23 protein-coding genes and 1 riboswitch are annotated in these 20,869 nt (G+C 61.4%); of the genes, 18 read left to right on the forward strand and 5 right to left on the reverse strand.

Annotated features, from left to right (window positions below; translation table 11 throughout):
• Together purN and purM are read right to left on the reverse strand one after the other, a co-directional pair.
• Complete coding sequence (gene purN, locus MJP36_RS10730; protein WP_060756095.1) at nucleotides 1-651, reverse strand: phosphoribosylglycinamide formyltransferase; 651 nt, start codon at nucleotides 649-651, stop codon at nucleotides 1-3.
• On the reverse strand, nucleotides 651-1,709 hold the full coding sequence (gene purM / locus MJP36_RS10735; RefSeq protein ID WP_060756094.1) for a phosphoribosylformylglycinamidine cyclo-ligase: 1,059 nt from the start codon (nucleotides 1,707-1,709) through the stop codon (nucleotides 651-653). Before purM ends, purN begins: the two co-directional genes overlap by 1 nt.
• Nucleotides 1,710-2,062: 353 nt before the next feature.
• On the opposite strand from purM, the gene MJP36_RS10740 reads away from it, so the two are divergent.
• The 18 genes from MJP36_RS10740 to MJP36_RS10825 all read left to right on the forward strand — a co-directional run bounded on the left by MJP36_RS10740 (nucleotide 2,063) and on the right by MJP36_RS10825 (nucleotide 18,287).
• Nucleotides 2,063-3,103: a DUF2066 domain-containing protein gene (locus tag MJP36_RS10740; protein WP_161549108.1), complete on the forward strand. Its 1,041-nt coding sequence runs from the start codon at nucleotides 2,063-2,065 to the stop codon at nucleotides 3,101-3,103.
• Between the two features lie 55 nt (nucleotides 3,104-3,158).
• Complete coding sequence (locus MJP36_RS10745) at nucleotides 3,159-4,232, forward strand: AI-2E family transporter (RefSeq protein ID WP_244385341.1); 1,074 nt, start codon at nucleotides 3,159-3,161, stop codon at nucleotides 4,230-4,232.
• Nucleotides 4,233-4,437: 205 nt separating this feature from the next.
• The gene (gene hda, locus MJP36_RS10750) at nucleotides 4,438-5,142 is read left to right on the forward strand and encodes a DnaA regulatory inactivator Hda (protein WP_017134884.1); all 705 of its coding nucleotides are present in this window, start codon (nucleotides 4,438-4,440) and stop codon (nucleotides 5,140-5,142) included.
• A 213-nt stretch (nucleotides 5,143-5,355) separates the two neighbouring features.
• Nucleotides 5,356-5,985 carry a C40 family peptidase gene (locus MJP36_RS10755; RefSeq protein ID WP_090369459.1) on the forward strand — a complete coding sequence of 210 codons (630 nt, stop codon included), beginning with the start codon at nucleotides 5,356-5,358 and terminating at the stop codon, nucleotides 5,983-5,985.
• A gap of 145 nt (nucleotides 5,986-6,130) precedes the next feature.
• Complete coding sequence (locus tag MJP36_RS10760) at nucleotides 6,131-6,667, forward strand: C40 family peptidase (RefSeq protein ID WP_060756090.1); 537 nt, start codon at nucleotides 6,131-6,133, stop codon at nucleotides 6,665-6,667.
• A 96-nt stretch (nucleotides 6,668-6,763) separates the two neighbouring features.
• A riboswitch (cobalamin riboswitch) is annotated at nucleotides 6,764-7,011 on the forward strand.
• Between the two features lie 79 nt (nucleotides 7,012-7,090).
• A complete protein-coding gene (cobO, locus tag MJP36_RS10765) occupies nucleotides 7,091-7,702 on the forward strand; it encodes a cob(I)yrinic acid a,c-diamide adenosyltransferase (RefSeq protein WP_060756089.1) in 612 nt (203 codons plus the stop codon).
• Nucleotides 7,699-9,018 carry a cobyrinic acid a,c-diamide synthase CobB gene (locus MJP36_RS10770; RefSeq protein WP_060756088.1) on the forward strand — a complete coding sequence of 440 codons (1,320 nt, stop codon included), beginning with the start codon at nucleotides 7,699-7,701 and terminating at the stop codon, nucleotides 9,016-9,018. The genes cobO and MJP36_RS10770 overlap by 4 nt, the downstream gene beginning before the upstream one ends.
• Nucleotides 9,015-9,665, forward strand: a complete 651-nt coding sequence (gene bluB, locus MJP36_RS10775; RefSeq protein WP_244385342.1) for a 5,6-dimethylbenzimidazole synthase — start codon at nucleotides 9,015-9,017, stop codon at nucleotides 9,663-9,665. The genes MJP36_RS10770 and bluB overlap by 4 nt, the downstream gene beginning before the upstream one ends.
• The gene (gene cbiB / locus MJP36_RS10780) at nucleotides 9,662-10,570 is read left to right on the forward strand and encodes an adenosylcobinamide-phosphate synthase CbiB (RefSeq protein ID WP_244385343.1); all 909 of its coding nucleotides are present in this window, start codon (nucleotides 9,662-9,664) and stop codon (nucleotides 10,568-10,570) included. Before bluB ends, cbiB begins: the two co-directional genes overlap by 4 nt.
• Nucleotides 10,563-11,552, forward strand: a complete 990-nt coding sequence (gene cobD / locus MJP36_RS10785) for a threonine-phosphate decarboxylase CobD (RefSeq protein WP_104994453.1) — start codon at nucleotides 10,563-10,565, stop codon at nucleotides 11,550-11,552. Before cbiB ends, cobD begins: the two co-directional genes overlap by 8 nt.
• The gene (locus MJP36_RS10790) at nucleotides 11,549-13,015 is read left to right on the forward strand and encodes a cobyric acid synthase (protein WP_244385344.1); all 1,467 of its coding nucleotides are present in this window, start codon (nucleotides 11,549-11,551) and stop codon (nucleotides 13,013-13,015) included. Before cobD ends, MJP36_RS10790 begins: the two co-directional genes overlap by 4 nt.
• Complete coding sequence (gene cobU, locus MJP36_RS10795) at nucleotides 13,003-13,524, forward strand: bifunctional adenosylcobinamide kinase/adenosylcobinamide-phosphate guanylyltransferase (protein WP_244385345.1); 522 nt, start codon at nucleotides 13,003-13,005, stop codon at nucleotides 13,522-13,524. The genes MJP36_RS10790 and cobU overlap by 13 nt, the downstream gene beginning before the upstream one ends.
• A complete protein-coding gene (gene cobT, locus MJP36_RS10800) occupies nucleotides 13,521-14,576 on the forward strand; it encodes a nicotinate-nucleotide--dimethylbenzimidazole phosphoribosyltransferase (RefSeq protein ID WP_244385346.1) in 1,056 nt (351 codons plus the stop codon). Before cobU ends, cobT begins: the two co-directional genes overlap by 4 nt.
• Nucleotides 14,573-15,148: an alpha-ribazole phosphatase family protein gene (cobC, locus tag MJP36_RS10805; RefSeq protein WP_244385347.1), complete on the forward strand. Its 576-nt coding sequence runs from the start codon at nucleotides 14,573-14,575 to the stop codon at nucleotides 15,146-15,148. Before cobT ends, cobC begins: the two co-directional genes overlap by 4 nt.
• Before the next feature lie 2 nt (nucleotides 15,149-15,150).
• Nucleotides 15,151-15,879, forward strand: coding sequence for an adenosylcobinamide-GDP ribazoletransferase (locus MJP36_RS10810; protein WP_244385348.1), 729 nt, complete (start codon nucleotides 15,151-15,153; stop codon nucleotides 15,877-15,879).
• A 42-nt stretch (nucleotides 15,880-15,921) separates the two neighbouring features.
• Nucleotides 15,922-16,326, forward strand: coding sequence for a MarR family winged helix-turn-helix transcriptional regulator (locus MJP36_RS10815; protein WP_060756079.1), 405 nt, complete (start codon nucleotides 15,922-15,924; stop codon nucleotides 16,324-16,326).
• A gap of 54 nt (nucleotides 16,327-16,380) precedes the next feature.
• The gene (locus MJP36_RS10820) at nucleotides 16,381-17,589 is read left to right on the forward strand and encodes an MFS transporter (RefSeq protein ID WP_425226334.1); all 1,209 of its coding nucleotides are present in this window, start codon (nucleotides 16,381-16,383) and stop codon (nucleotides 17,587-17,589) included.
• A gap of 149 nt (nucleotides 17,590-17,738) precedes the next feature.
• A complete protein-coding gene (locus MJP36_RS10825) occupies nucleotides 17,739-18,287 on the forward strand; it encodes a glutathione peroxidase (RefSeq protein ID WP_244385349.1) in 549 nt (182 codons plus the stop codon).
• A gap of 64 nt (nucleotides 18,288-18,351) precedes the next feature.
• Here MJP36_RS10825 and MJP36_RS10830 read toward each other — a convergent pair whose 3' ends face one another.
• The 3 genes from MJP36_RS10830 to MJP36_RS10840 form a co-directional block, all read right to left on the reverse strand.
• On the reverse strand, nucleotides 18,352-19,635 hold the full coding sequence (locus MJP36_RS10830; RefSeq protein WP_060756076.1) for an OmpP1/FadL family transporter: 1,284 nt from the start codon (nucleotides 19,633-19,635) through the stop codon (nucleotides 18,352-18,354).
• Nucleotides 19,636-19,781: 146 nt separating this feature from the next.
• Complete coding sequence (locus tag MJP36_RS10835; protein ID WP_244385350.1) at nucleotides 19,782-20,264, reverse strand: hypothetical protein; 483 nt, start codon at nucleotides 20,262-20,264, stop codon at nucleotides 19,782-19,784.
• Nucleotides 20,265-20,543: 279 nt separating this feature from the next.
• On the reverse strand, nucleotides 20,544-20,768 hold the full coding sequence (locus MJP36_RS10840) for a hypothetical protein (RefSeq protein WP_126844866.1): 225 nt from the start codon (nucleotides 20,766-20,768) through the stop codon (nucleotides 20,544-20,546).
• Nucleotides 20,769-20,869 lie beyond the last annotated feature (101 nt).

A 20,869-nucleotide genomic window follows, 5' to 3' on the forward strand; every position in this document is an offset into this window, starting at 1 on the left:
CTAGGTTCGAATCAAGTGGCCGCTGGCCGCAAGTAACTGGCCGTCCAATAATGCACCCTGCGCACCAAGAATCAACCGACCCTCGGCAAACCAGCGAACTGCCAGCGGGTAAATCTTGTGTTCCTGGGCGTGAACCCGTTGCGCAAGCGTCTGCGCTGAGTCTGTCGACTCTACCGGAACCACTGCCTGTACGACCAGAGGTCCGCCATCGAGTTCCTCGGTAACGAAGTGCACGCTGCAGCCATGCTCGGTGTCGCCGGCGTCGAGCGCACGCTGATGGGTGTGCATGCCTTTGTACTTGGGCAGCAGGGAAGGGTGGATATTGAGCAGGCGCCCTTCATAGTGGCGCACGAAGCCAGCGCTGAGAATGCGCATGAAGCCGGCAAGGACCACGAGTTTGGGGTTGAAGGCGTCGATGAGTTCGATCAAGGCGCTGTCGAAGGCTTCGCGGCCGTCGAAAGCCTTATGATCCAGGTCCCGGGTTTCAATACCCGCGTCCCTGGCGCGTTGCAGGCCGTAGGCGTCGCTGCGGTTGGAAATCACCGCAGCGATGCGCACCGGGCTGTCGCCGGTGCGCGTGCTGTCGATCAGGGCCTGCAAGTTACTGCCGGTGCCGGAAAGCAGCACCACGACATCACAGGTCTGAGACATCAATGGGCCTTGAGGTTCTTCAGTTCAACCTGAGCCGCGCCTTCCGGGGCGGTTGCGATCTGGCCGATGACCCAAGGCTGCTCGCCGGCTTCGCGCAGTACGTTCAGCGCGGTTTCAACCTGGTCCTGTGCCACGCAGATGACCATGCCGACGCCGCAGTTCAGCACGCGGTGCATCTCGGTTTCGTCGACGTTGCCTTTTTCTTGCAGCCAGTCGAATACCGCAGGACGCTGCCAACTGGCCACGTCGACGATCGCCTGGGCGCCTTTTGGCAGAACGCGTGGAATGTTGTCCAGCAGGCCGCCGCCGGTGATGTGCGCCATGGCCTTGACTGCGCCGGTGTCCTTGATCAGTTTGAGCAGTGGCTTGACGTAGATGCGCGTCGGGGCCATCAGCAGATCGGTCAGTGGCTTGCCGTCGAGCTGGGTGTTTTCGATGTCGGCGCCGGACACTTCGATGATCTTGCGGATCAGCGAGTAACCGTTGGAGTGTGGGCCGGACGATGGCAGTGCCAGCAGGGCGTCACCGGCGGCGACTTTGGAGCCGTCGATGATCTCGGCTTTTTCCACGACGCCAACGCAGAAGCCGGCCAGGTCGTAGTCTTCGCCTTCGTACATGCCTGGCATTTCAGCGGTTTCGCCGCCGACCAGGGAGCAACCCGACAGTTCGCAACCGGCGCCGATACCGGTGACAACTTGCGCGGCGGTATCCACGTTCAGCTTGCCGGTGGCGTAGTAGTCGAGGAAGAACAGGGGCTCGGCACCGCAGACCACCAGGTCGTTGACGCACATGGCAACCAGGTCGATGCCGATGCTGTCGTGCTTGTTCAGGTTCAGGGCCAGGCGCAGCTTGGTGCCCACGCCGTCGGTGCCGGAGACCAGCACAGGCTGCTTGTAGCCGGCCGGGATTTCGCAGAGGGCACCAAAACCGCCCAGGCCGCCCATGACTTCAGGGCGCGCAGTGCGCTTGGCGACGCTCTTGATGCGTTCGACCAATGCTTCACCGGCGTCGATGTCTACACCGGCGTCCTTGTAGCTCAGGGAGGGTTGCTTGCTCATGATCCAGGCCTTTAGGGGGGATTCAGGGGTAACGACCGAGCGGCCAGGGGCTTTTGGTAAAAGGCCCAGCCATTGACGGTCTGCGAAGGCGCGCGATTTTATCAGGCTTGAGGGGCAGCGGCCATCCTCGCGCCGACGGGCAGGGCTATAAAGGTTAAAAAACGCGGTTAAAAATGCTAATCGCCGCTCTCGTCGTGTGTATTAAGGTATAGCCTTAACCCGCTATCGTTATGACAGTACGAAAACTTACCGGGCTCCTGTGAATGTTTTGTCGGTCGGTGTGGTCACAGCCTTGTCGAGCCGAGTTCAGGCGGCCTGTTCTACCCGTTAATTTTGTCGTTCGGGAATCTTCCATGCGTTTGTGTAAATTCTTTTTTGCAGGCTGTTTGTCGTTGGTCAGCCTGGCGAGTCATGCCGAAACCCTCAATGGCCTCTACCAAGTACTTGAACCTGTCAGCAGCCAGTCGCCCCAAGAACGCGACCAGGCGACCCAGCGCGCCGTGCAGACCCTGGTGATCCGCCTGACCGGCGACGCCAAGGCCGCCGATGGCCCGGGCCTGGCGGCGATTCGCAAAGACCCGCAGCAGATCATTACCCAGTACGGCTACGACGCCGGTCCGCCGGAAAGCCTGCAGGTGGATTTCGACCCGGTCAGCACCGATCGCGCGTTGCGACAGGCTGGCTTGGCAATCTGGGGCAGCAACCGACCGTCGATTCTCGGCTGGTGGCTCAACGATTCCACGGACGGCAGCAGCCTGGTCGGCGATGGTCAAGCCGTTGCCCAGGCCCTGCGCCGGGCCGCGCAGCATCGTGGCTTGCCGTTGCGTCTGCCGCTGGGCGACCTGGATGAGCAGGTGGTCGCCACCGCTCCCAATCTTGAAAGCGCGGATGCCACGCCACTGCGCGCAGCCTCCGAGCGTTACGGCGCCGATGCATTGCTGGCGGTGCACGCCCGCCAGGATGGCAATCAGTGGCAGGCCAAATGGCGCCTGTGGCTGGGTGACAAAAGCGAGCAGGGCACCGCCCAGGGGGCCGATACCGGAGCGGTAGCCGATGCCGTCATGTTGGCCGTCAGCGAAAAGCTGGCGCCACGGTTTGCCGTCAAGCCCGGTGTCAGTACCGAGCAGTTGCTGGAAGTGCAGGGCATGAACCTGGAGCGCTACGCAGCCCTGGGCCATCTTCTGGAGCCCTTTGGGGGCCAGCCGCTGCTCGTGGATGGCAGCCGTATTGTGTATCGAGTCAATGGCAGTGCCGATCAACTGCGTACTCAGTTGAGCCTGGCCAAGTTGCAGGAAGTGCCTGCCGGTCAGGCGCCGGCCCAGCAACCGGTGGCAGACGGCACCCAGGCGCCCGCAACTCCCGAGCCGCAGGCGCAACTACGTTTTCATTGGTAAATAATCGTCCTTCTTCTATATAGAGGAAGGCAGTCACTGACAGATGGAGTGGTGTATGGCGGATACGCGTCGTTGGGTGTGGCTTGGCGGGATTGTCCTGCTATGCGTTTTTGTATTCCTGCTGCATTCGATCCTGACGCCGTTCCTGGTCGCGTTGCTGCTCGCTTACCTGTTCGATCCCGTGGTGGATCGCCTGGAGAAAGTCGGCATGTCACGCACCTGGGGTGTGGTGACGGTGTTTGTCCTGTTTACCTTGATCATCACCACATTGGTGCTGGTGCTGGTGCCGATGCTGGCCAAGCAGTTGTTTCGCTTGTATGAACTGGCGCCGCAAATGCTCGACTGGTTGCAGCACACGGCGATGCCGTGGGCCCAGGCCAAGTTGGGGCTGGCGGATGGCTTCTGGAAGTTCGACAAGGTCAAGGCGGCAATCAGTGAGCATATGGGGCAGACCACCGATATTGTCGGTGCGGTGCTCAGCCAGGCCACGGCCTCCAGCCTTGCGCTGATTGGTTGGCTGACCAACCTGGTGCTGATCCCGGTGGTGGCGTTTTACTTGCTGCGCGACTGGGACCTCATGATGGCCAAGATCCGCAGCCTGCTGCCGCGTGATCGTGAGGAACGCATTGTGTCCCTGGCGAACGAGTGCCATGAGGTGCTTGGCGCGTTCGTGCGCGGTCAGTTGTTGGTGATGCTCGCGCTCGGAATCATCTACGCGGCAGGTTTGATGGCGATTGGTCTGGAGCTCGGCCTGTTGATCGGCTTGATCGCCGGGTTGGCGGCTATCGTGCCGTACATGGGGTTTGTGATCGGGATTGGTTCGGCGCTGGTGGCAGGGCTGTTCCAGTTTGGCGGTGACTTGTACCCGATGCTGGGGATTGTCGCGGTGTTCATGGTGGGGCAGGCGTTGGAAGGCATGGTGTTGACGCCATTGCTGGTAGGCGACCGGATCGGCCTGCATCCGGTGGCGGTGATCTTTGCGATCCTGGCGGGCGGTGAACTGTTCGGCTTCACTGGCATCCTGCTGGCGCTGCCGGTGGCGGCGGTGATCATGGTGCTGGTGCGTCATGTGCACGATCTGTACAAGGATTCCGATGTGTACACGGGGGTCGAAGATCCTGAGCTGTAACCTCTGCATGACAAACCCGGCCTCGGCCGGGTTTGTTGTTTCTGGGAGGCAGGGTGTCAAACAATTTGCGCAAACAGCCCCAGGCTGACGCAAACCTTTGATTTTGCTTGTTGTCTGCTGCATTGTGCGCCTGGCGTCACGGGTATAAACTTTGCAAACTTTACACAGAGGCCACTCACGGTTCGTTTGGAGCCGTTCAGTCAGCATGAAACCGATTCAGCTGCCCCTAGGGGTGCGTCTGCGTGATGACGCCACCTTTATCAACTACTACCCAGGCGCCAATGCCGCTGCACTCGGCTATGTCGAGCGGCTCTGCGAAGCCGACGCCGGGTGGACTGAAAGCCTGATCTATCTGTGGGGCAAGCACGGTGTGGGGCGTACTCACCTGTTGCAGGCCGCGTGCTTGCGTTTCGAGCAGATGGGGGAGCCGGCGGTGTACCTGCCGTTGGCTGAGTTGATGGACCGTGGTATCGGGATCTTCGACCATCTTGAGCAGTACGAGTTGGTGTGTCTGGATGATCTGCAAGCGATCGCCGGCAAGGCGGACTGGGAAGAGGCGTTGTTTCACCTGTTCAACCGCTTGCGCGACAGTGGTCGGCGCTTGTTGATTGCCGCCTCTACATCGCCGCGTGAATTGCCGGTCAAGCTGGCCGACCTTAAATCACGCCTGACCCTGGCGCTGATTTTCCAGATGCGCCCCTTGTCCGACGAAGACAAGCTGCGGGCCTTGCAACTGCGTGCATCCCGTCGCGGCCTGCACCTCACCGACGAAGTCGGGCACTTCATCCTCACTCGTGGCACCCGCAGCATGAGCGCGTTGTTCGATTTGCTCGAACAGCTCGATCAAGCCTCTTTGCAAGCCCAGCGCAAGCTGACCATCCCCTTCCTCAAAGAAACCCTTGGCTGGTAGCCAGCCCAGTCATTTCGGTGCTTTCGGCATATTTCAGGCGCCAGAAAACCTGCGTCTTGGCCACTTTGGCCGCGCAAAAGGCAGGTATGGGGTGTTAAGGGCTTAGATGTCATGGTCAAAACAAGAAGTCACATAGAGCACGATTGAATTTGCAAATCGATGTGATAGAAGGCATAGTCTCGACTTCTTTACACATCAGCCACGGTCGTGCCCATGCTAAATCGCTTCGCACCCCTCGTGCCCCTCGCACTTGTTACCCTGTTGTTTGGTTGCGCCTCCCACCCTCAACAAGTGGCTGAGCAGCACAAAACCCAACAGCAGTCCCAGGCAAAATTCGTTGCTTCCCAGTCTTCGACTGTCTATGAAGAAGAAGTGGCAACCGAAAAGGAACTGGCCGACTTCGCCGGCAACAAGCCTTACCAGCTCCCAGTTCTGGCCGACAGCATTCTTGAACGCGGCATGTCCCTGATCGGTACCCGTTACCGTTTCGGCGGTACCTCTGAAGCCGGTTTCGATTGCAGCGGCTTCATCGGCTATCTGTTTCGTGAAGAAGCCGGCATGAACCTGCCACGCTCGACGCGCGAAATGATCAACGTGAATGCACCGTTGGTCGCACGCAACAACCTCAAGCCGGGTGATCTGCTTTTCTTTAGCACAGCGGGTCGTGGTCGTGTCAGCCACGCCGGTATCTACTTGGGCGATAACCAGTTTATTCACTCCAGCAGCCGTCGCAGCGGTGGTGTTCGCGTCGACAGCCTGGGTGACAGCTACTGGAGCAAAACCTTCATCGAAGCCAAGCGCGCACTCGCGATGGCCCCGACTACGGTTACCGCTAGCAAGTAAAGTTAAAGTGATACTTGAAGTTTGACGTGTAAGCGCTAGAATCCCTGGATATTGTTGGAATCCGTTCGCGCAAGCTTTGCTTGCGCGTTCTGGTTTTCAGCGTTCGGCAGCGAAAAGCCGCATCCAGACCAGGATTGTTCTGCCCATGTCGACCTCAGCCCGCCTCATTCTGCTTGTTTGTGCCGCGCTCCTCAGCGCCTGCGCAAGCCGCCCACCACCCGCTCCAGTGGCCGTCAAGCCCAAGCCGGTGTTCAATTACTCCACACAGAGTTTCTCGCCAGCTGCCGAAGACGTGCTCTTCCGTGCGCTGGGCCTGGTCGGCACGCCTTATCGTTGGGGCGGCAACACGCCAGATTCCGGGTTTGATTGCAGTGGCCTGATCGGTTTCGTCTACCGTGATGCGGCGGGCATCTCGTTGCCGCGTACCACCCGCGAATTGATCGTGATGCGTGCGCAGAATGTCAGTGAGGAAAACCTGCAAACCGGTGACTTGCTGTTTTTCGCCACGGGCGGCGGTTCGCAGGTCAGCCATGCCGGTATCTACGTGGGTGAGGGGCGTTTTGTACACGCCCCACAGACTGGCGGTACAGTGAAGCTGGATACGTTGGCCAAAGCGTATTGGCAAAATGCTTACTTGAGTGCCAAGCGCGTGCTGCCGGCAAACCTGGCTCGTAATCCATAAACACCGCCCAACGCTGCAACAAGCGGGTGCAATGCCCGCTTGCCGCTTTGGCTTGTCCGGCCAGCTTTAATTGACGCTCCACCCCCAACCCACTAACCTTCGCGGCTTGTTCCAGGTGCTCTGTGACCTAGGGGTCGACAGGGTGAAACAGGGAAGCCGGTGAGTGAGCGCGCTTGTACACAGTGCTGCCGCGATCCCGGCGCTGCCCCCGCAACGGTAAATGAGTCAAGACGCTGCCTTTTGCCACTGTATCGCCCCGCGATATGGGAAGGCGCAACGTCGGCTTGCTCTTTTGTAGAGCGCCACTCATGAGCCCGGAGACCGGCCTGAAACATCCAACAGCATCACGGTGGGCGATGCTTGGCTGTCTGTTTGGTCTTTTTTCTGCCCGCCGTTTTTGTTCAGCCCCAACGGAGAGCTGCCATGACTGATTCCCCTGACCGCGATGAACGCCACCTGGCGCGCATGTTGCGCAAAAAAGCCGTCATCGATGAGCGGATTGCCAACTCCCCCAACGAATGCGGATTGCTGCTGGTGCTGACCGGCAACGGCAAAGGCAAAAGCAGTTCGGCGTTCGGCATGCTCGCTCGCGCCATGGGCCACGGCATGCAATGCGGTGTGGTGCAGTTCATCAAGGGGCGTAACAGCACCGGCGAGGAATTGTTCTTCCGCCGCTTCCCCGAACAAGTGCGTTTTCATGTGATGGGCGAAGGCTTTACCTGGGAAACCCAGGACCGTCAGCGCGACATCGCCGCTGCCGAGGCTGCCTGGGCGGTTTCCCGCGCAATGCTGCAAGACCCGAGCATTGGCCTGGTGGTGCTGGATGAGTTGAACATTGCCCTCAAGCACGGCTACCTCGACCTGGATCAGGTACTGAGCGACCTGCAAGCCCGCCCGCCGATGCAGCACGTGGTCGTGACGGGGCGCGGTGCCAAGCCTGAACTGATCGAAATGGGCGACACCGTCACCGAAATGGGCATGCTCAAGCACGCGTTCCAGGCCGGTATCAAGGCACAGAAGGGCGTCGAACTTTGAACCAGCCCCGTCATTGCCCAGCCGTGTTGATTGCCGCACCGGCGTCCGGCCAGGGCAAAACCACCGTCACCGCCGCGCTCGCCCGTTTGCACCGCAACCTGGGGCGCAAGGTACGCGTGTTCAAGTGCGGGCCGGACTTTCTCGACCCGATGATCCACGAGCGTGCCAGCGGTGCGCCGGTCTATCAGTTGGACATGTGGATGGTCGGCGAGCAGGAAAGTCGTCGTCTACTGTGGGAAGCTGCGGGGGAGGCCGACCTGATCCTGATCGAAGGCGTGATGGGCCTGTTCGACGGCACCCCGTCCAGCGCCGACCTGGCCCGTCACTTCGGCGTGCCTGTCCTGGGCGTGATCGACGGCACCGCCATGGCTCAGACCTTTGGTGCCCTGGCCTTGGGCCTGGCGCGTTACCAGCCGGACTTGCCGTTCGCCGGCGTGCTGGCCAACCGCGTGGGAACCCTGCGCCATGCGCAACTGCTTGAAGGAAGTCTCACTGAGGGCCTGCGCTGGTACGGCGCACTCTCCCGGGAAACCGGGATCGAGTTGCCCAGCCGTCACCTGGGGCTGGTGCAAGCCAGCGAATTGAATGACCTGGATGTACGCCTGGATGCTGCCGCCCAGGCCCTGGGCAGCAGCTGCGAGGTGGCTCTGCCGCCGCCGGTGAGCTTTGCCGCCCCGGAGCTGATCGAGGCCGAACCGCTGCTCGCCGGCGTACGTATTGCCGTGGCGCGCGACGAAGCGTTCGCCTTCACCTATGGCGCCAGCCTTGACGTGCTGCGGGCGATGGGCGCCGAGCTACGCTTCTTTTCGCCGATTCACGATCGTGAATTGCCTGACGTCGACAGCCTCTACTTGCCCGGCGGTTACCCGGAGCTGCACCACCGCGCGCTGTCGGACAACACACCGATGCTCGACGCCATCCGCGCCCACCACGCTGCCGGCAAGCCTTTGCTCGCCGAATGCGGCGGGATGCTCTACCTGCTGGACTCGCTCACGGACGTTGAGGGCACCCGCGCCGAACTGGTCGGCCTGCTGCAGGGTGACGCAGTGATGCAAAAGAAACTCGCCGCCCTGGCCCTGCAAAGTGTCGACTTGCCGGAGGGGGTGCTGCGCGGCCACACCTATCACCATTCCCTGACCAGCACCCAGTGGCAGCCGATTGCCCGAGGCTTGAGCCCCAATGGTGGGCGCGGCGCCGAAGCGGTTTATCGTCAGGGGCGGATGACCGCTTCGTACGTACACTTCTACTTTCCGTCCAACCCCCAAGCCGTTGCCGCGCTGTTTGCGCCCGATGTCGAGGTCGCAACCACACCATGAGTGACAACGCTTTCCCCCAGGCCGATCGCGACGCGGTCTACCGCGTTATCGCCGAACGCCGCGACATGCGTCACTTCAACGGCGGCACGGTCGCCCCTGAGTTGTTGCACCGCTTGCTCCAGGCCGCGCACCAGGCGCCCAGTGTCGGGCTGATGCAACCTTGGCGGTTTATCCGCATCAGCGACCGCTCCCTGCGTGGGCAGATTCAACAACTGGTGGAGGACGAACGCGTGCGCACCGCCGAGGCCCTCGGTGAGCGCTCCGACGAATTCATGAAGCTCAAGGTCGAAGGCATCCACGACTGCGCCGAAGTCTTGGTGGCAGCGTTGATGGATGACCGCGAGCGGCATATTTTCGGGCGGCGCACCTTGCCGGAAATGGACATGGCGTCGCTGTCCTGCGCGATCCAGAACCTGTGGCTGGCGGCCCGCGTCGAAGGGTTGGGCATGGGCTGGGTCTCGCTGTTCGAGCCCCAGGCCCTGGCCGAACTGCTGGGCCTGCCGCCCGGCGCGAAACCCTTGGCGGTGCTGTGCCTGGGGCCGGTGACCGAGTTCTACCCGGCGCCGATGTTGCAGCTCGAAGGCTGGACCGAACCACGGCCGCTGAGTGACATGCTGTATGAAAATGTGTGGGGAGTGAGTCAATGAGTGTGGCCTTGCTGTGTGTCGCTGCGGTGGCGCTGGATGCGTTGCTGGGCGAGCCCAGGCGTTGGCATCCGCTGGTGGCGTTCGGCAATTTCGCCGGGCGCATCGAGCAGCGCTTCAATACCGGTGGCCGTGGCTGGCGCAGCCATGGCGTGACCGCGTGGTGTCTCGCAGTGGTGCCGCTGACCGTGCTGGCCACGGCGTTGTCCTGGGCTCCCTACATGGGTTGGGTGCTGGAGATTCTCGCGTTGTACTGTGCGCTGGGCATGCGCAGCCTTGGCGAGCACGTGATGCCGGTGGCTCAGGCGTTGCGCAGTGATGACCTGGAACAGGCGCGTACACGTGTGAGTTACCTGGTGAGCCGTCAGACCAGTGAGCTGGACTCCACCGCAGTCGCCCGCGCCGCCACCGAGTCGGTGCTGGAAAACGGCAGTGACGCGGTGTTCGCCGCGTTGTTCTGGTTCGTGGTGGCCGGTGTGCCGGGCGTGGTGCTCTACCGTTTGAGCAATACCCTGGATGCCATGTGGGGCTATCGCAACGAACGCTTCGAGCGCTTCGGCTGGGCGGCCGCAAAGATCGATGATGTACTCAACTATATTCCTGCACGCCTGGTGGCGTTGACTTACGCCGTGCTGGGCAAGACCCGCCTGGCGCTGAAATGCTGGCGCACCCAGGGCCGAACCTGGGACAGCCCCAATGCGGGGCCCGTGATGGCGGCCGGTGCGGGGGCATTGGGTGTCGAGCTGGGCGGCGCGGCGATTTATCACGGCGAGTTGCATCAGCGTCCACCGTTGGGCGAAGGCCCGGCGGCCGATGCCGATTCCATCGAGCGTGGCTGGCAACTGGTGCAGCGCGGCGTATGGTTATGGCTGCTGATTCTCTGCGCGGGGGCGCAATTCTATGCTTGAGCACGGTGGCCGGCTGCGTAAGGCAGCGATTCAGTACGGAATTGCCGAAGCCGATTGGCTCGACCTGTCCAGTGGCCTGGCGCCCTGGCCGTGGCCGATCCCGGAGATCCCGCTGCGGGCCTGGGCGCGGTTGCCGGAAACCGATGATGGCCTGGAAGCGGCGGCCAGTGAGTACTACGGCACCACGCATGTCCTGCCGGTGGCGGGTTCCCAGGCGGCGATCCAATTGCTGCCGCGCCTGCGTCGTACCGGTAAGGTCGGCGTGCTGTCGCCGTGTTATGCCGAGCACGCCGAAGCCTGGCGCCGCGCCGGGTATGTGGTGCGCGAGGTGCAGGAGCAGGAAGTCGACTTTTTCCTGGATGCCCTCGACGTGCTGGTGGTGGTCAATCCGAACAATCCCACCGGCCTGAGCCTGGCTCCGCAACGCCTGCTGGACTGGCATTCACGCCTGGCCCAGCGCGGCGGTTGGCTGGTGGTGGACGAAGCGTTCATGGACGTTACCCCGCAACTGAGCCTGGCGGGGCAGGCCGATCAGGTTGGCCTGATTGTGTTGCGCTCGTTCGGCAAGTTCTTTGGCCTGGCCGGTGTGCGCCTGGGCTTCGTACTGGCCGAACGCAAGTTGCTCAAGTTGTTGGCCGAGCAACTTGGCCCCTGGACGGTCAGCGGGCCGACACGCGTGCTGGGCCAGGTGTGCCTGCGTGACAGCGCCGGGCACGCGCGTCAGCGTCAACGGTGCATCGACGCCGGCCGACGTTTGTATGAGCTGCTTGAGCGTCATGGTTTTCAGCCGCACGGCGGCTGCGCGTTGTTCCAGTGGTTGATCACACCGCACGCCGAACGCCTGCATGCGTTCATGGCTCATCGCGGCATCTTGTTGCGCCTGTTTGTCCACGACAGCAGCCTGCGTTTCGGCCTGCCTGACACCGAGGCGGATTGGCTGCGACTCGATGCAGCCCTGACGGCCTACAAGGAAGCCGCATGAGTACGCTGATGGTGCAAGGCACCACTTCCGATGCCGGGAAAAGTACGCTGGTGACCGCGCTGTGCCGCTGGCTGGTACGCCAGGGCGTGGCGGTGGCACCCTTCAAACCACAGAACATGGCGCTCAACAGCGCGGTGACGGCCGAAGGCGGCGAGATCGGTCGCGCGCAGGCAGTGCAGGCCCAGGCCGCCCACCTGGCGCCGCACACGGACATGAACCCGGTGCTGCTCAAACCCAATAGCGACACCGGCGCCCAAGTGATCATCCAGGGGCGCGCCGTGACCAGCATGAATGCAGTGGCCTATCACGACTACAAAGCCATCGCGATGCAAGCGGTGCTGGCCTCTCACGCACGGTTGAGCGCCGCCTACCCGGTGGTGATGGTGGAAGGCGCGGGCTCCCCGGCGGAGATCAACCTGCGGGCGAATGACATCGCCAACATGGGCTTTGCCGAAGCTGTGGATTGCCCGGTGCTGTTGATCGCCGACATCAATCGCGGCGGTGTGTTCGCCCATCTGGTCGGCACCCTGGAACTGCTGTCGCCCACCGAGCAGGCCCGGGTCAAGGGTTTTGTCATCAACCGTTTTCGCGGCGACATCGCGTTGTTGCAGCCCGGGCTGGATTGGCTGGAAGCGCGCACCGGCAAGCCGGTCGTGGGCGTGCTGCCCTACGTGATGGACCTGCACCTGGAAGCCGAGGATGGCATTGATTCGCGCCAGATCGACAAGGCGGCCCAAGTGCTCAAGGTGGTGGTGCCGGTATTGCCGCGCATCAGCAACCATACGGATTTCGACCCCCTGCGCCTGCACCCTCAGGTGGACTTGCAATTTGTCGGGCCGGGCCAGCCGATCCCGGCTGCCGACCTGATCATCCTGCCGGGCTCCAAAAGTGTGCGTAGCGACCTGGCGTATCTGCGCGCCAATGGGTGGGACACTGCCGTGGCCCGGCATCTGCGCTACGGCGGCAAGGTGTTGGGGATTTGCGGCGGCCTGCAGATGCTCGGCGAGCAGGTGCATGACCCGCTCGGGCTGGAGGGGCAGGCCGGGTCCAGCGAGGGCTTGGGGCTGCTGGCGTTCAGCACGACGCTGGCAGCCGAGAAGCAATTGCGCAACGTGCGCGGGCGCTTATTGCTGGAAGACGCCGAGGTCAGTGGTTATGAAATTCATGCGGGGGTGACGTCCGGCGATGCGCTGTCGAAAGCGGCCGTGTTGCTGGACGATGGTCGTCATGACGGTGCCCAGAGTGCGGACGGGCAGATTCTCGGCACCTATCTGCATGGCCTGTTCGAGACGCCCGCCGCGTGCAGTGCCTTGCTGCGCTGGGCCGGTCTGGTCGACGTGCAAGCCGTGGATTACCACGCCCTGCGCGAGCGCGATATCGAGCGTCTGGCGGACCTGGTGGAGCAGCATCTGGATACCGATTTATTGCGCACTTTGTGTGGAGTGGCAGCATGCACCAACTGATTATCGGCGGTGCCCGTTCCGGCAAAAGTCGCCTTGCTGAAAAACTCGCCACCGACAGCCGGTTGCCCGTCATCTATATCGCCACCAGCCAGCCGCTGGACGGTGAAATGAGTGAGCGCGTCGCCCAGCATCGCCAGCGGCGGCCCGTGCACTGGGGTTTGATCGAGGAGCCTGTCGAACTGGCCCAGGTGTTGCGCGAAAACGCCGCGCCCGGGCGCTGCCTGTTGGTGGATTGCCTGACGCTGTGGCTCACCAACCTGTTGATGCTCGAAGATGCCGAGCGCCTGGTGCGTGAGCGCGAACAGTTGCTGGAAACCCTGGCGTCTCTGCCGGGGGAAATCATTTTTGTCAGCAACGAGACCGGTCTGGGTGTCGTGCCGCTGGGCGAATTGACTCGCCGCTATGTGGATGAAGCCGGTTGGCTGCATCAAGCCTTGGCCGAGCGGTGTCAGCGCGTTGTCCTGACGGTTGCCGGCTTGCCCCTGACGTTGAAAGGTACTGCGTTATGACTGACACCTGGTGGCTCAACCCCTGCAAGGCCGTCGATGCCTCTGCGCATGAACAAGCGCTGGCTCGCCAGCAGCAATTGACCAAGCCGGCCGGTTCCCTCGGCCAATTGGAGGCTGTGGCGGTGCAGTTGGCCGGCCTGCAAGGCCAGCTCAAACCCTCGGTGAATCACGTGTGGATCGCCATCTTCGCCGGTGACCATGGCGTGGTAGCCGAAGGCGTGTCGGCGTTCCCGCAGGCAGTGACCGGGCAGATGTTGCATAACTTCGTCACCGGCGGCGCGGCAATCAGCGTGCTGGCGCGGCAGTTGGATGCGCAGCTGGAAGTGATCGACCTCGGCACCGTGACGCCCTCGCTGAATTTGCCCGGCGTGCGCCACCTGAACATTGGTGCGGGCACGGCCAATTTCGTCAGCGGCCCGGCGATGACTCAAGCGCAAGGGCGCCTGGCCCTGCAAGCGGGTCGTGACAGCGCCCGGCGTGCCTTGGAAGGCGGTGCACAATTGTTTATCGGCGGCGAAATGGGCATCGGCAATACCACCGCCGCCAGCGCTTTGGCGTGTGCCTTGCTCGATTGCCGGGTGAGTGACCTGACAGGCCCGGGCACCGGTCTGAATGCCCAGGGGGTCAGCCATAAAGTCGCCGTCATCGAGCGTGCACTCGCATTGCATGCCGATCAGCGTGACGATGCATTGCAGACCCTGTTCAACCTCGGCGGGTTTGAAATTGCAGCGTTGGTCGGTGCCTATCTGGCCTGTGCCCAGGAGGGCGTGGCGGTGCTGGTGGATGGGTTTATCTGCACGGTTGCCGCATTGGTCGCTACGCGCCTGAACCCGGCGTGCCGGGAGTGGCTGGTGTTCGGCCATGGGGGGGCGGAGCCGGGCCATCGGCCGGTGCTGCAAAGCCTCGCGGCACAACCGTTGCTGGCGCTGGGTCTGCGCTTGGGCGAAGGCAGCGGCGCGGCGCTGGCGGTGCCGTTGTTGCGACTGGCTTGCGCGCTGCATGGGCAGATGGCGACCTTTGCCGAAGCGGCTGTGGCAGACCGCCCGGCATGACCTTGTACCTGGACCTGCTGCGCCACGGCGAAACCGAGTTGGGCGGTGGCCTGCGCGGTAGCCTGGACGACGCGCTGACCGCCAAGGGCTGGGAGCAGATGCGCTGCGCCGTGGTGGAGCGGGGGCCGTGGGATCGGTTGATCAGCTCACCGCTGCAGCGTTGCGCGCTGTTCGCTCAGGAGCTGGGCGCACGCCTCAATCTGCCGGTGAGTCTGGAAAAGGATCTGCAAGAGTTGCACTTCGGCGCCTGGGAAGGGCAGAGCGCGGCGGCGCTGATGCAAACCGATGCCGAAGGGCTGGGCCTGTTCTGGGCCGACCCGTACCGCTTCACGCCGCCTGAGGGCGAGCCGGTCAGCGACTTTTCCAAGCGGGTGCTCGGCGCCGTCTCACGCTTGCATCAGGCGTATGCCGGCGAGCGCGTATTGCTGATCAGCCATGGTGGTGTGATGCGCCTGCTGCTGGCGCAGGCGCGCGGTTTGCCTCGGGAACAGTTGCTGAACGTCGAAGTCGGCCACGCTGGATTGTTCAGCCTGCACGTGGCGGCCGATGGCGTGTTGACGGAAGGAGCCTGACGATGCTGCCGTTCTGGATCGCTTTGCAATTTCTGAGCAGCCTGCCGATTCGTTTGCCAGGCATGCCGCAGCCTCAGGAGCTGGGGCGTTCGCTGCTGTTTTATCCATTGGTGGGCTTACTGTTCGGGTTGCTGTTGTGGGGCCTGAATATCGCGCTGATGGGCGCGCCGCTGTTATTGCACGCCGCGCTTTTGCTGACGGCCTGGGTGTTGCTCAGTGGCGGCTTGCATCTGGACGGCCTGGCCGACAGCGCAGATGCTTGGCTCGGTGGCTTCGGCGACCGCGAGCGCACGCTGGCCATCATGAAAGATCCACGCAGCGGCCCGATTGCCGTGGTGACGCTGGGCCTGGTGCTGCTGCTCAAGTTCACCGCCTTGGTGGCCTTGATTGAGCAGCGCAATGGCGTGGCGCTGATTCTCGCGCCGTTGATCGGGCGGGCTTCGATGCTGGCGTTGTTCCTGACCACGCGTTATGTGCGTGCCGGCGGTCTGGGGCAGGCGCTGGCGGATCATTTACCGCGGATCGTCGGCCAGCAAGTACTTATCCTGAGTGGCTTGGCCTGCCTGCTGATCGGCGGCTTCAGCGGCGGTGTCGCCGTTTTAATCGCTGCGCTGAGCTTTTTCGGCTTGCGTCAATTGATGGTCAACCGGCTGGGCGGCACCACTGGCGACACCGCCGGGGCGCTGCTGGAGCTACTGGAAATGATCGTTCTGATCGCGCTGGTGCTGTAACACTTTCTTGCATTTTCTTAATCCCGGGTATATACACGCTCTATGCTTGCCTCCCAGTGTTTATGCACCAACCTGCGACGTGCCGCCCGTGGCGTCAGCAGGCATTACGACGGCGCTCTCGACGGCTTCGGGATCAACGTCGCCCAGTATTCTCTGCTGTGTAACCTGCAACGTCTCGACCAGCCGAGTATTTCCAGCCTGGCCGAGGCCATGGGGCTGGATCGCAGCACCTTGGGGCGCAATCTCCGAGTGCTGGAAGGGGAAGGGCTGGTGCAGTTGGTCGAGGGCGATGACCTGCGCAACCGCCTGGTGCTGCTGACTGCGGCGGGTGAGGAACGACTGGCCGCCGCCTTGCCGGCCTGGGAGGCGGCGCAGCAGAAACTGATCGATCGACTGGGTGCGCAAAAACGCGAAACCTTGTTGGCCTTGCTGGACGAACTCGCTTGAAAGCGAGTTTGTTCGAATACAAGCGGGTATATACCCGCGAGCGGAGAATAAGAAATGACCACGATGTGGCGCACCAGTGGCTGGGTTTTGTTGGGGAGTGCGCTGATCCTGGCGTTGTCCCTGGGTGTACGGCATGGCTTCGGCCTGTTCCTGGCGCCGATGAGCACCGAATTCGGCTGGGGGCGTGAGACGTTCGCCTTCGCTATTGCCCTGCAAAACCTGATCTGGGGCATTGCGCAACCCTTTACCGGAGCCTTGGCCGACCGTTTTGGCGCGACGAAGGCGGTGTTTGTCGGTGGCGTGTTATACGCCGTCGGCCTGGTGCTGATGGGCATGTCCGATTCGGCGTGGTCGTTGTCCCTGAGCGCGGGGTTGTTGATCGGTATCGGGCTGTCGGGTACTTCGTTCTCGGTGATTCTGGGGGTGGTGGGGCGCGCCGTGCCACCGGAAAAACGCAGTATGGCCATGGGCATTGCGAGCGCCGCAGGTTCCTTTGGCCAATTCGCCATGGTGCCGGGCACCTTGGGTTTGATCGGCTGGCTGGGCTGGTCGGCCGCCTTGCTGACGCTGGGCATGATGGTGGCGTTGATCCTGCCGCTGGTCGCGATGCTCAAGGACAAACCGCTGCCCACCCTGGCCGGCCAGCAAACGATGCGCGAAGCCTTGAGTGAAGCCTGCTCCCATTCCGGCTTCTGGCTGCTGGCCTTCGGCTTCTTTGTCTGTGGCTTCCAGGTGGTCTTTATCGGCGTGCACCTGCCGGCCTATCTGGTGGATCAGCACTTGCCGGCGACCGTAGGCACCACGGTGCTGGCGCTGATTGGCCTGTTCAATGTGTTTGGCACCTACACAGCCGGTTGGCTCGGTGGGCGCATGTCCAAGCCGCGCTTGCTCACCGGGTTGTATTTGCTGCGTGCGGTGGTCATCGTGCTGTTCCTGTGGGCGCCGGTGACTCAGATCACGGCTTACCTGTTTGGCATGGCCATGGGCTTCCTGTGGTTGTCGACCGTGCCGCTGACCAATGGCACGGTAGCGACGCTATTTGGTGTGCGAAATCTGTCGATGCTCGGCGGGATTGTGTTCCTGTTCCATCAGCTCGGTTCGTTCCTCGGTGGCTGGTTGGGCGGCGTGGTCTATGATCGGACGGGCAACTACGATTTGATCTGGCAGGTGGCTATCCTGTTGAGCCTGCTCGCTGCGGCCCTGAACTGGCCGGTCCGTGAACGGCCGGTGGCGCGGCTGGAAGCACAAATGGGGACAGCATGAGTGTAACGGCGCGGTGTTTGGCAGTGGCGGCAGGTGTATTCCTGCTGTTGCTGGCCTGGTGGGGCTGGCAGAACGGCGGCTTGGCGTTGATGCAGTTAGGCATGGCGATCTGTTAAGTTCGGTGTCTGAACTGAACAAGGACCTTCGACATGTTGATGCGCTGGCTCGCTATACCCGTCCTGATGGCTGTTGGCAGTGTGGCCATGGCCGCCGATTGCCCGGCGCTGCTTGAGGGGCAATTGCCCAAGTTGCGGGCCAAGGAGTCCATCGATTTGTGCCAGCGCTTTGCTGGTAAACCCCTGGTGATCGTCAATACCGCCAGCTTCTGCGGGTTCGCCCCGCAATTCAAAGGGCTCGAAGCCTTGTACCAACGCTATAAGGGCCAAGGGCTGGAAGTGATTGGCGTGCCCTCCGACGATTTCAAGCAGGAAGCCAAGACCGGCGAAGAGACCGCCAAGGTCTTCTACGTGAACTACGGCGTGACCTTTACCATGACCGAACCGCAGACAGTCAAAGGCCCGGATGCGGTGCACCTGTTCAAGATCCTGGCACAACAGAGCAGCGCGCCGAAGTGGAATTTCTATAAGTACGTGGTCGACCGACAAGGCAAGGTGATCGGCAACTTTTCCAGTTTGACCAAGCCGGACAGCCCGGATCTGATCAAGGCGGTTGAGCAGGCGCTGGCGTCCAAACCCTGATCTTCGGCCACGAAAAAGCCCCGCCTCCTTTACGGGAGAGCGGGGCTTTTTTATACAGCGTGAATCAGAACTTGTACGTCACGCCCAGGCCGAAGCCGTTGGCGCTGTTTTCGTACTTGGCGCTATAGGACGAACCCAGAGCGTTGGTCTTGTTGACCTTGACCGGCTCTTCCTTGAGGTAGGAATAAGCCAGGTCGACCATCATGTTTGGCATGACTTCATAGCCCAGGCCCACACTGAAGATCGTACGGTCGCCGGTAGGAATACGTGGCGAACGGTCAGTGTTGTTGGTTGGCGACTGGTCGAAGGTCAGGCCGGTACGCAGTACCACTTGTTTGGTAACCTGGTACGACGTACCCACGGCGTATGCCCAGGTGTCATGCCAGTTCTGCGGCTCGGAGATAGAGCCCACGATTTGCGGTGCTGCAAGGCCACCGGCGCGGGTGACGCCTTCGTTGTTGACGGTGATGTCTTTCAGACGGCTCCAGCGAGTCCAGGTGCTACCGGCATAGACTTTCCAGGCATCGTTGATGTCCTGGGTGACGGACAGGTCGTAGGACTCGGGCGTGTCGATTTTCAATGAGGCGTCGTATTTACCGCTGGCCAACAGCGCAGCGGTAGGTGTCGGCGCGCTCACTTCGGTGTGGCCTTCCAGCTTGTAGCTGACTTTGGAGTGGTAAGTCAGGCCCACGCGCGTGGTGTCGGTGGCTTGTACCAGCACACCAACGTTGAAGCCGACAGCGGTATCGTCACCTTTGATCGTGACGTTGGTGTTCGGGACGGCTGGGTTTGGCGTCAGGGCCAGCTCGGATTCCAGTTTGCCGGAAATCCGGTTGATGGTCGGGCCAAAGCCGATGGAAACCCGGTCGTTGAAGGCGTAGCTGACGGTCGGCTGCAGGGTGATGACAGACACTTTGCTGTAGCTGCCGAACGAGCGACCCTGGAACCCTCTTTCATAATCAGTCACCAGGCCGAACGGTGCATACACACCGAAGCCGATGGCCCACTGATCATTGAGTTTATTAGTGTAGAAGCCGAATGGGACGCCGGTGAACGGCACCATGTCGCCTTTGTTGCTGCCGAAAGAACGGCCGCCGGCATCTTTGATATCGGTGGAGGCATCGATGGCAGCAACACCACCGGTGATTTGCTGACCTTGCAGGCGAGCCATACCAGCAGGGTTACCGTAGACAGTGCTTGCGTTATCCGCAGAAGAAGAGCGGCCTGCGAAACCCGTACCCATCCCGGCAACGTCTTGCTCGTTCAAGGCAAAGCCGCTTGCGAACAGTTGGGAAGATGCCATGGTAACGGCGAGGCTAAGTGTGGTCTTGAGCATTACTTTTTTCATTATTAGAACTCCGTGGTGATCACCGCTGCGGAAAGTAGCAATAAATTTGAGTTAGCGCTATAGGCCGTAAATCAGGAGATAGAGTGGTTTTGTAGGACAATCCGACCAGATTCGCCGTTTTTAGCCGAATCTTGCAAAACGCCTGATCAACAAGTCACCTGATTCATGGGTGAAACACAGGTTTGCCACGCACGGGTGAAATCCCGCAGGCGGCCTTGAGGGTGAAATATTTCTTTCCAGATACGCGCCATCGCCAATACATCACCTGGCGGGGGTAGGGCTTGGCTGTGTTGTTCCACCAGTAACCAGGCGATTGCCGTGGCGTAGCGCAAGTTCACCGTCAGCTCCAGCTGCGGGGCGCTCAGGAATGCATGCTGGCTGGCCAGCCCACGCACGAGGCTGGCACGTTCGGGGTCGAGTGCCAGGTAGCTGTCCCAGAGGGCGCGGTGCCGAGGTTCGGTGATGCTGTATAGGCCATGGCCGCGCCGATCATGCAGGGCGGAACCCAGTTCCGACTGGCTGGCGGCAATGCCCAGCAGCAGGGATTCGGCTGTCGGATCCTGGCGGCCGAGGTACATCAACGTCGGCCGGATCACATAACGACACAATTCGCTGGCGGCGATACCCATACAAGCCTCAATCCATGAAAGTGGATGACGAGGCCTGAGAGAGGAGGGCTTGGCAGCGGTGAATTGGATCTCAGGCCCCGTCGGAAGCGGATCATGCCGCTTGAGTTGAAGTGTAGTGTCATATTTACGATGTAAAGGTCTGTTTTTAAAATATTTCCTTCATTTAGTTATAACGTTTATATCTATTTGAACTTAGTACAAATGCTCAACTATCGAATTTCAGGCAATAAAAAACCCTGTCGTCAGACAGGGTTTTTGTATTTCAGCGACCTGGGTCGATCAGGCAGTCAATGCCTGACGGGTGCGATCGATCACAGCCTGCAGCGGTTCCGCGCTGGAGTATTGATCGGGGTACAGGCGTTCGCTGTGACGTGCGATGCCATGTTCGTTGACCAGAGTGAAGCTGAAGCAGCCTTTGCGAGCAGCCATGATCAGGCAGTTCATTGGGGCAAAAGCGTTAGTGAGGGTGCGAATGGCATCCTGAGTGTGGATTTGAGCGTGCATATTATTGGTGTTCCTACAAATGACACGGATAAGAACCGTGCAACGTTAAAACGTTCCAGTAACGCTGATCACCATTGATCAAGCGAAGAACCCGACTGGAA

Origin of the sequence: Pseudomonas palleroniana, from assembly GCF_022836895.1 — a bacterium.
Lineage (GTDB): Bacteria > Pseudomonadota > Gammaproteobacteria > Pseudomonadales > Pseudomonadaceae > Aquipseudomonas > Aquipseudomonas palleroniana.

Coding starts and splice junctions, on each gene's coding strand:
- purN (WP_060756095.1), bottom strand. CDS start 651: ATGTCTCAGACCTGTGATGTCGTGGTGCTGCTTTCCGGCACCGGCAGT.
- purM (WP_060756094.1), bottom strand. CDS start 1,709: ATGAGCAAGCAACCCTCCCTGAGCTACAAGGACGCCGGTGTAGACATC.
- MJP36_RS10740 (WP_161549108.1), top strand. CDS start 2,063: ATGCGTTTGTGTAAATTCTTTTTTGCAGGCTGTTTGTCGTTGGTCAGC.
- MJP36_RS10745 (WP_244385341.1), top strand. CDS start 3,159: ATGGCGGATACGCGTCGTTGGGTGTGGCTTGGCGGGATTGTCCTGCTA.
- hda (WP_017134884.1), top strand. CDS start 4,438: ATGAAACCGATTCAGCTGCCCCTAGGGGTGCGTCTGCGTGATGACGCC.
- MJP36_RS10755 (WP_090369459.1), top strand. CDS start 5,356: ATGCTAAATCGCTTCGCACCCCTCGTGCCCCTCGCACTTGTTACCCTG.
- MJP36_RS10760 (WP_060756090.1), top strand. CDS start 6,131: ATGTCGACCTCAGCCCGCCTCATTCTGCTTGTTTGTGCCGCGCTCCTC.
- cobO (WP_060756089.1), top strand. CDS start 7,091: ATGACTGATTCCCCTGACCGCGATGAACGCCACCTGGCGCGCATGTTG.
- bluB (WP_244385342.1), top strand. CDS start 9,015: ATGAGTGACAACGCTTTCCCCCAGGCCGATCGCGACGCGGTCTACCGC.
- cbiB (WP_244385343.1), top strand. CDS start 9,662: ATGAGTGTGGCCTTGCTGTGTGTCGCTGCGGTGGCGCTGGATGCGTTG.
- cobD (WP_104994453.1), top strand. CDS start 10,563: ATGCTTGAGCACGGTGGCCGGCTGCGTAAGGCAGCGATTCAGTACGGA.
- MJP36_RS10790 (WP_244385344.1), top strand. CDS start 11,549: ATGAGTACGCTGATGGTGCAAGGCACCACTTCCGATGCCGGGAAAAGT.
- cobU (WP_244385345.1), top strand. CDS start 13,003: ATGCACCAACTGATTATCGGCGGTGCCCGTTCCGGCAAAAGTCGCCTT.
- cobT (WP_244385346.1), top strand. CDS start 13,521: ATGACTGACACCTGGTGGCTCAACCCCTGCAAGGCCGTCGATGCCTCT.
- cobC (WP_244385347.1), top strand. CDS start 14,573: ATGACCTTGTACCTGGACCTGCTGCGCCACGGCGAAACCGAGTTGGGC.
- MJP36_RS10810 (WP_244385348.1), top strand. CDS start 15,151: ATGCTGCCGTTCTGGATCGCTTTGCAATTTCTGAGCAGCCTGCCGATT.
- MJP36_RS10815 (WP_060756079.1), top strand. CDS start 15,922: ATGCTTGCCTCCCAGTGTTTATGCACCAACCTGCGACGTGCCGCCCGT.
- MJP36_RS10820 (WP_425226334.1), top strand. CDS start 16,381: ATGACCACGATGTGGCGCACCAGTGGCTGGGTTTTGTTGGGGAGTGCG.
- MJP36_RS10825 (WP_244385349.1), top strand. CDS start 17,739: ATGTTGATGCGCTGGCTCGCTATACCCGTCCTGATGGCTGTTGGCAGT.
- MJP36_RS10830 (WP_060756076.1), bottom strand. CDS start 19,635: ATGAAAAAAGTAATGCTCAAGACCACACTTAGCCTCGCCGTTACCATG.
- MJP36_RS10835 (WP_244385350.1), bottom strand. CDS start 20,264: ATGGGTATCGCCGCCAGCGAATTGTGTCGTTATGTGATCCGGCCGACG.
- MJP36_RS10840 (WP_126844866.1), bottom strand. CDS start 20,768: ATGCACGCTCAAATCCACACTCAGGATGCCATTCGCACCCTCACTAAC.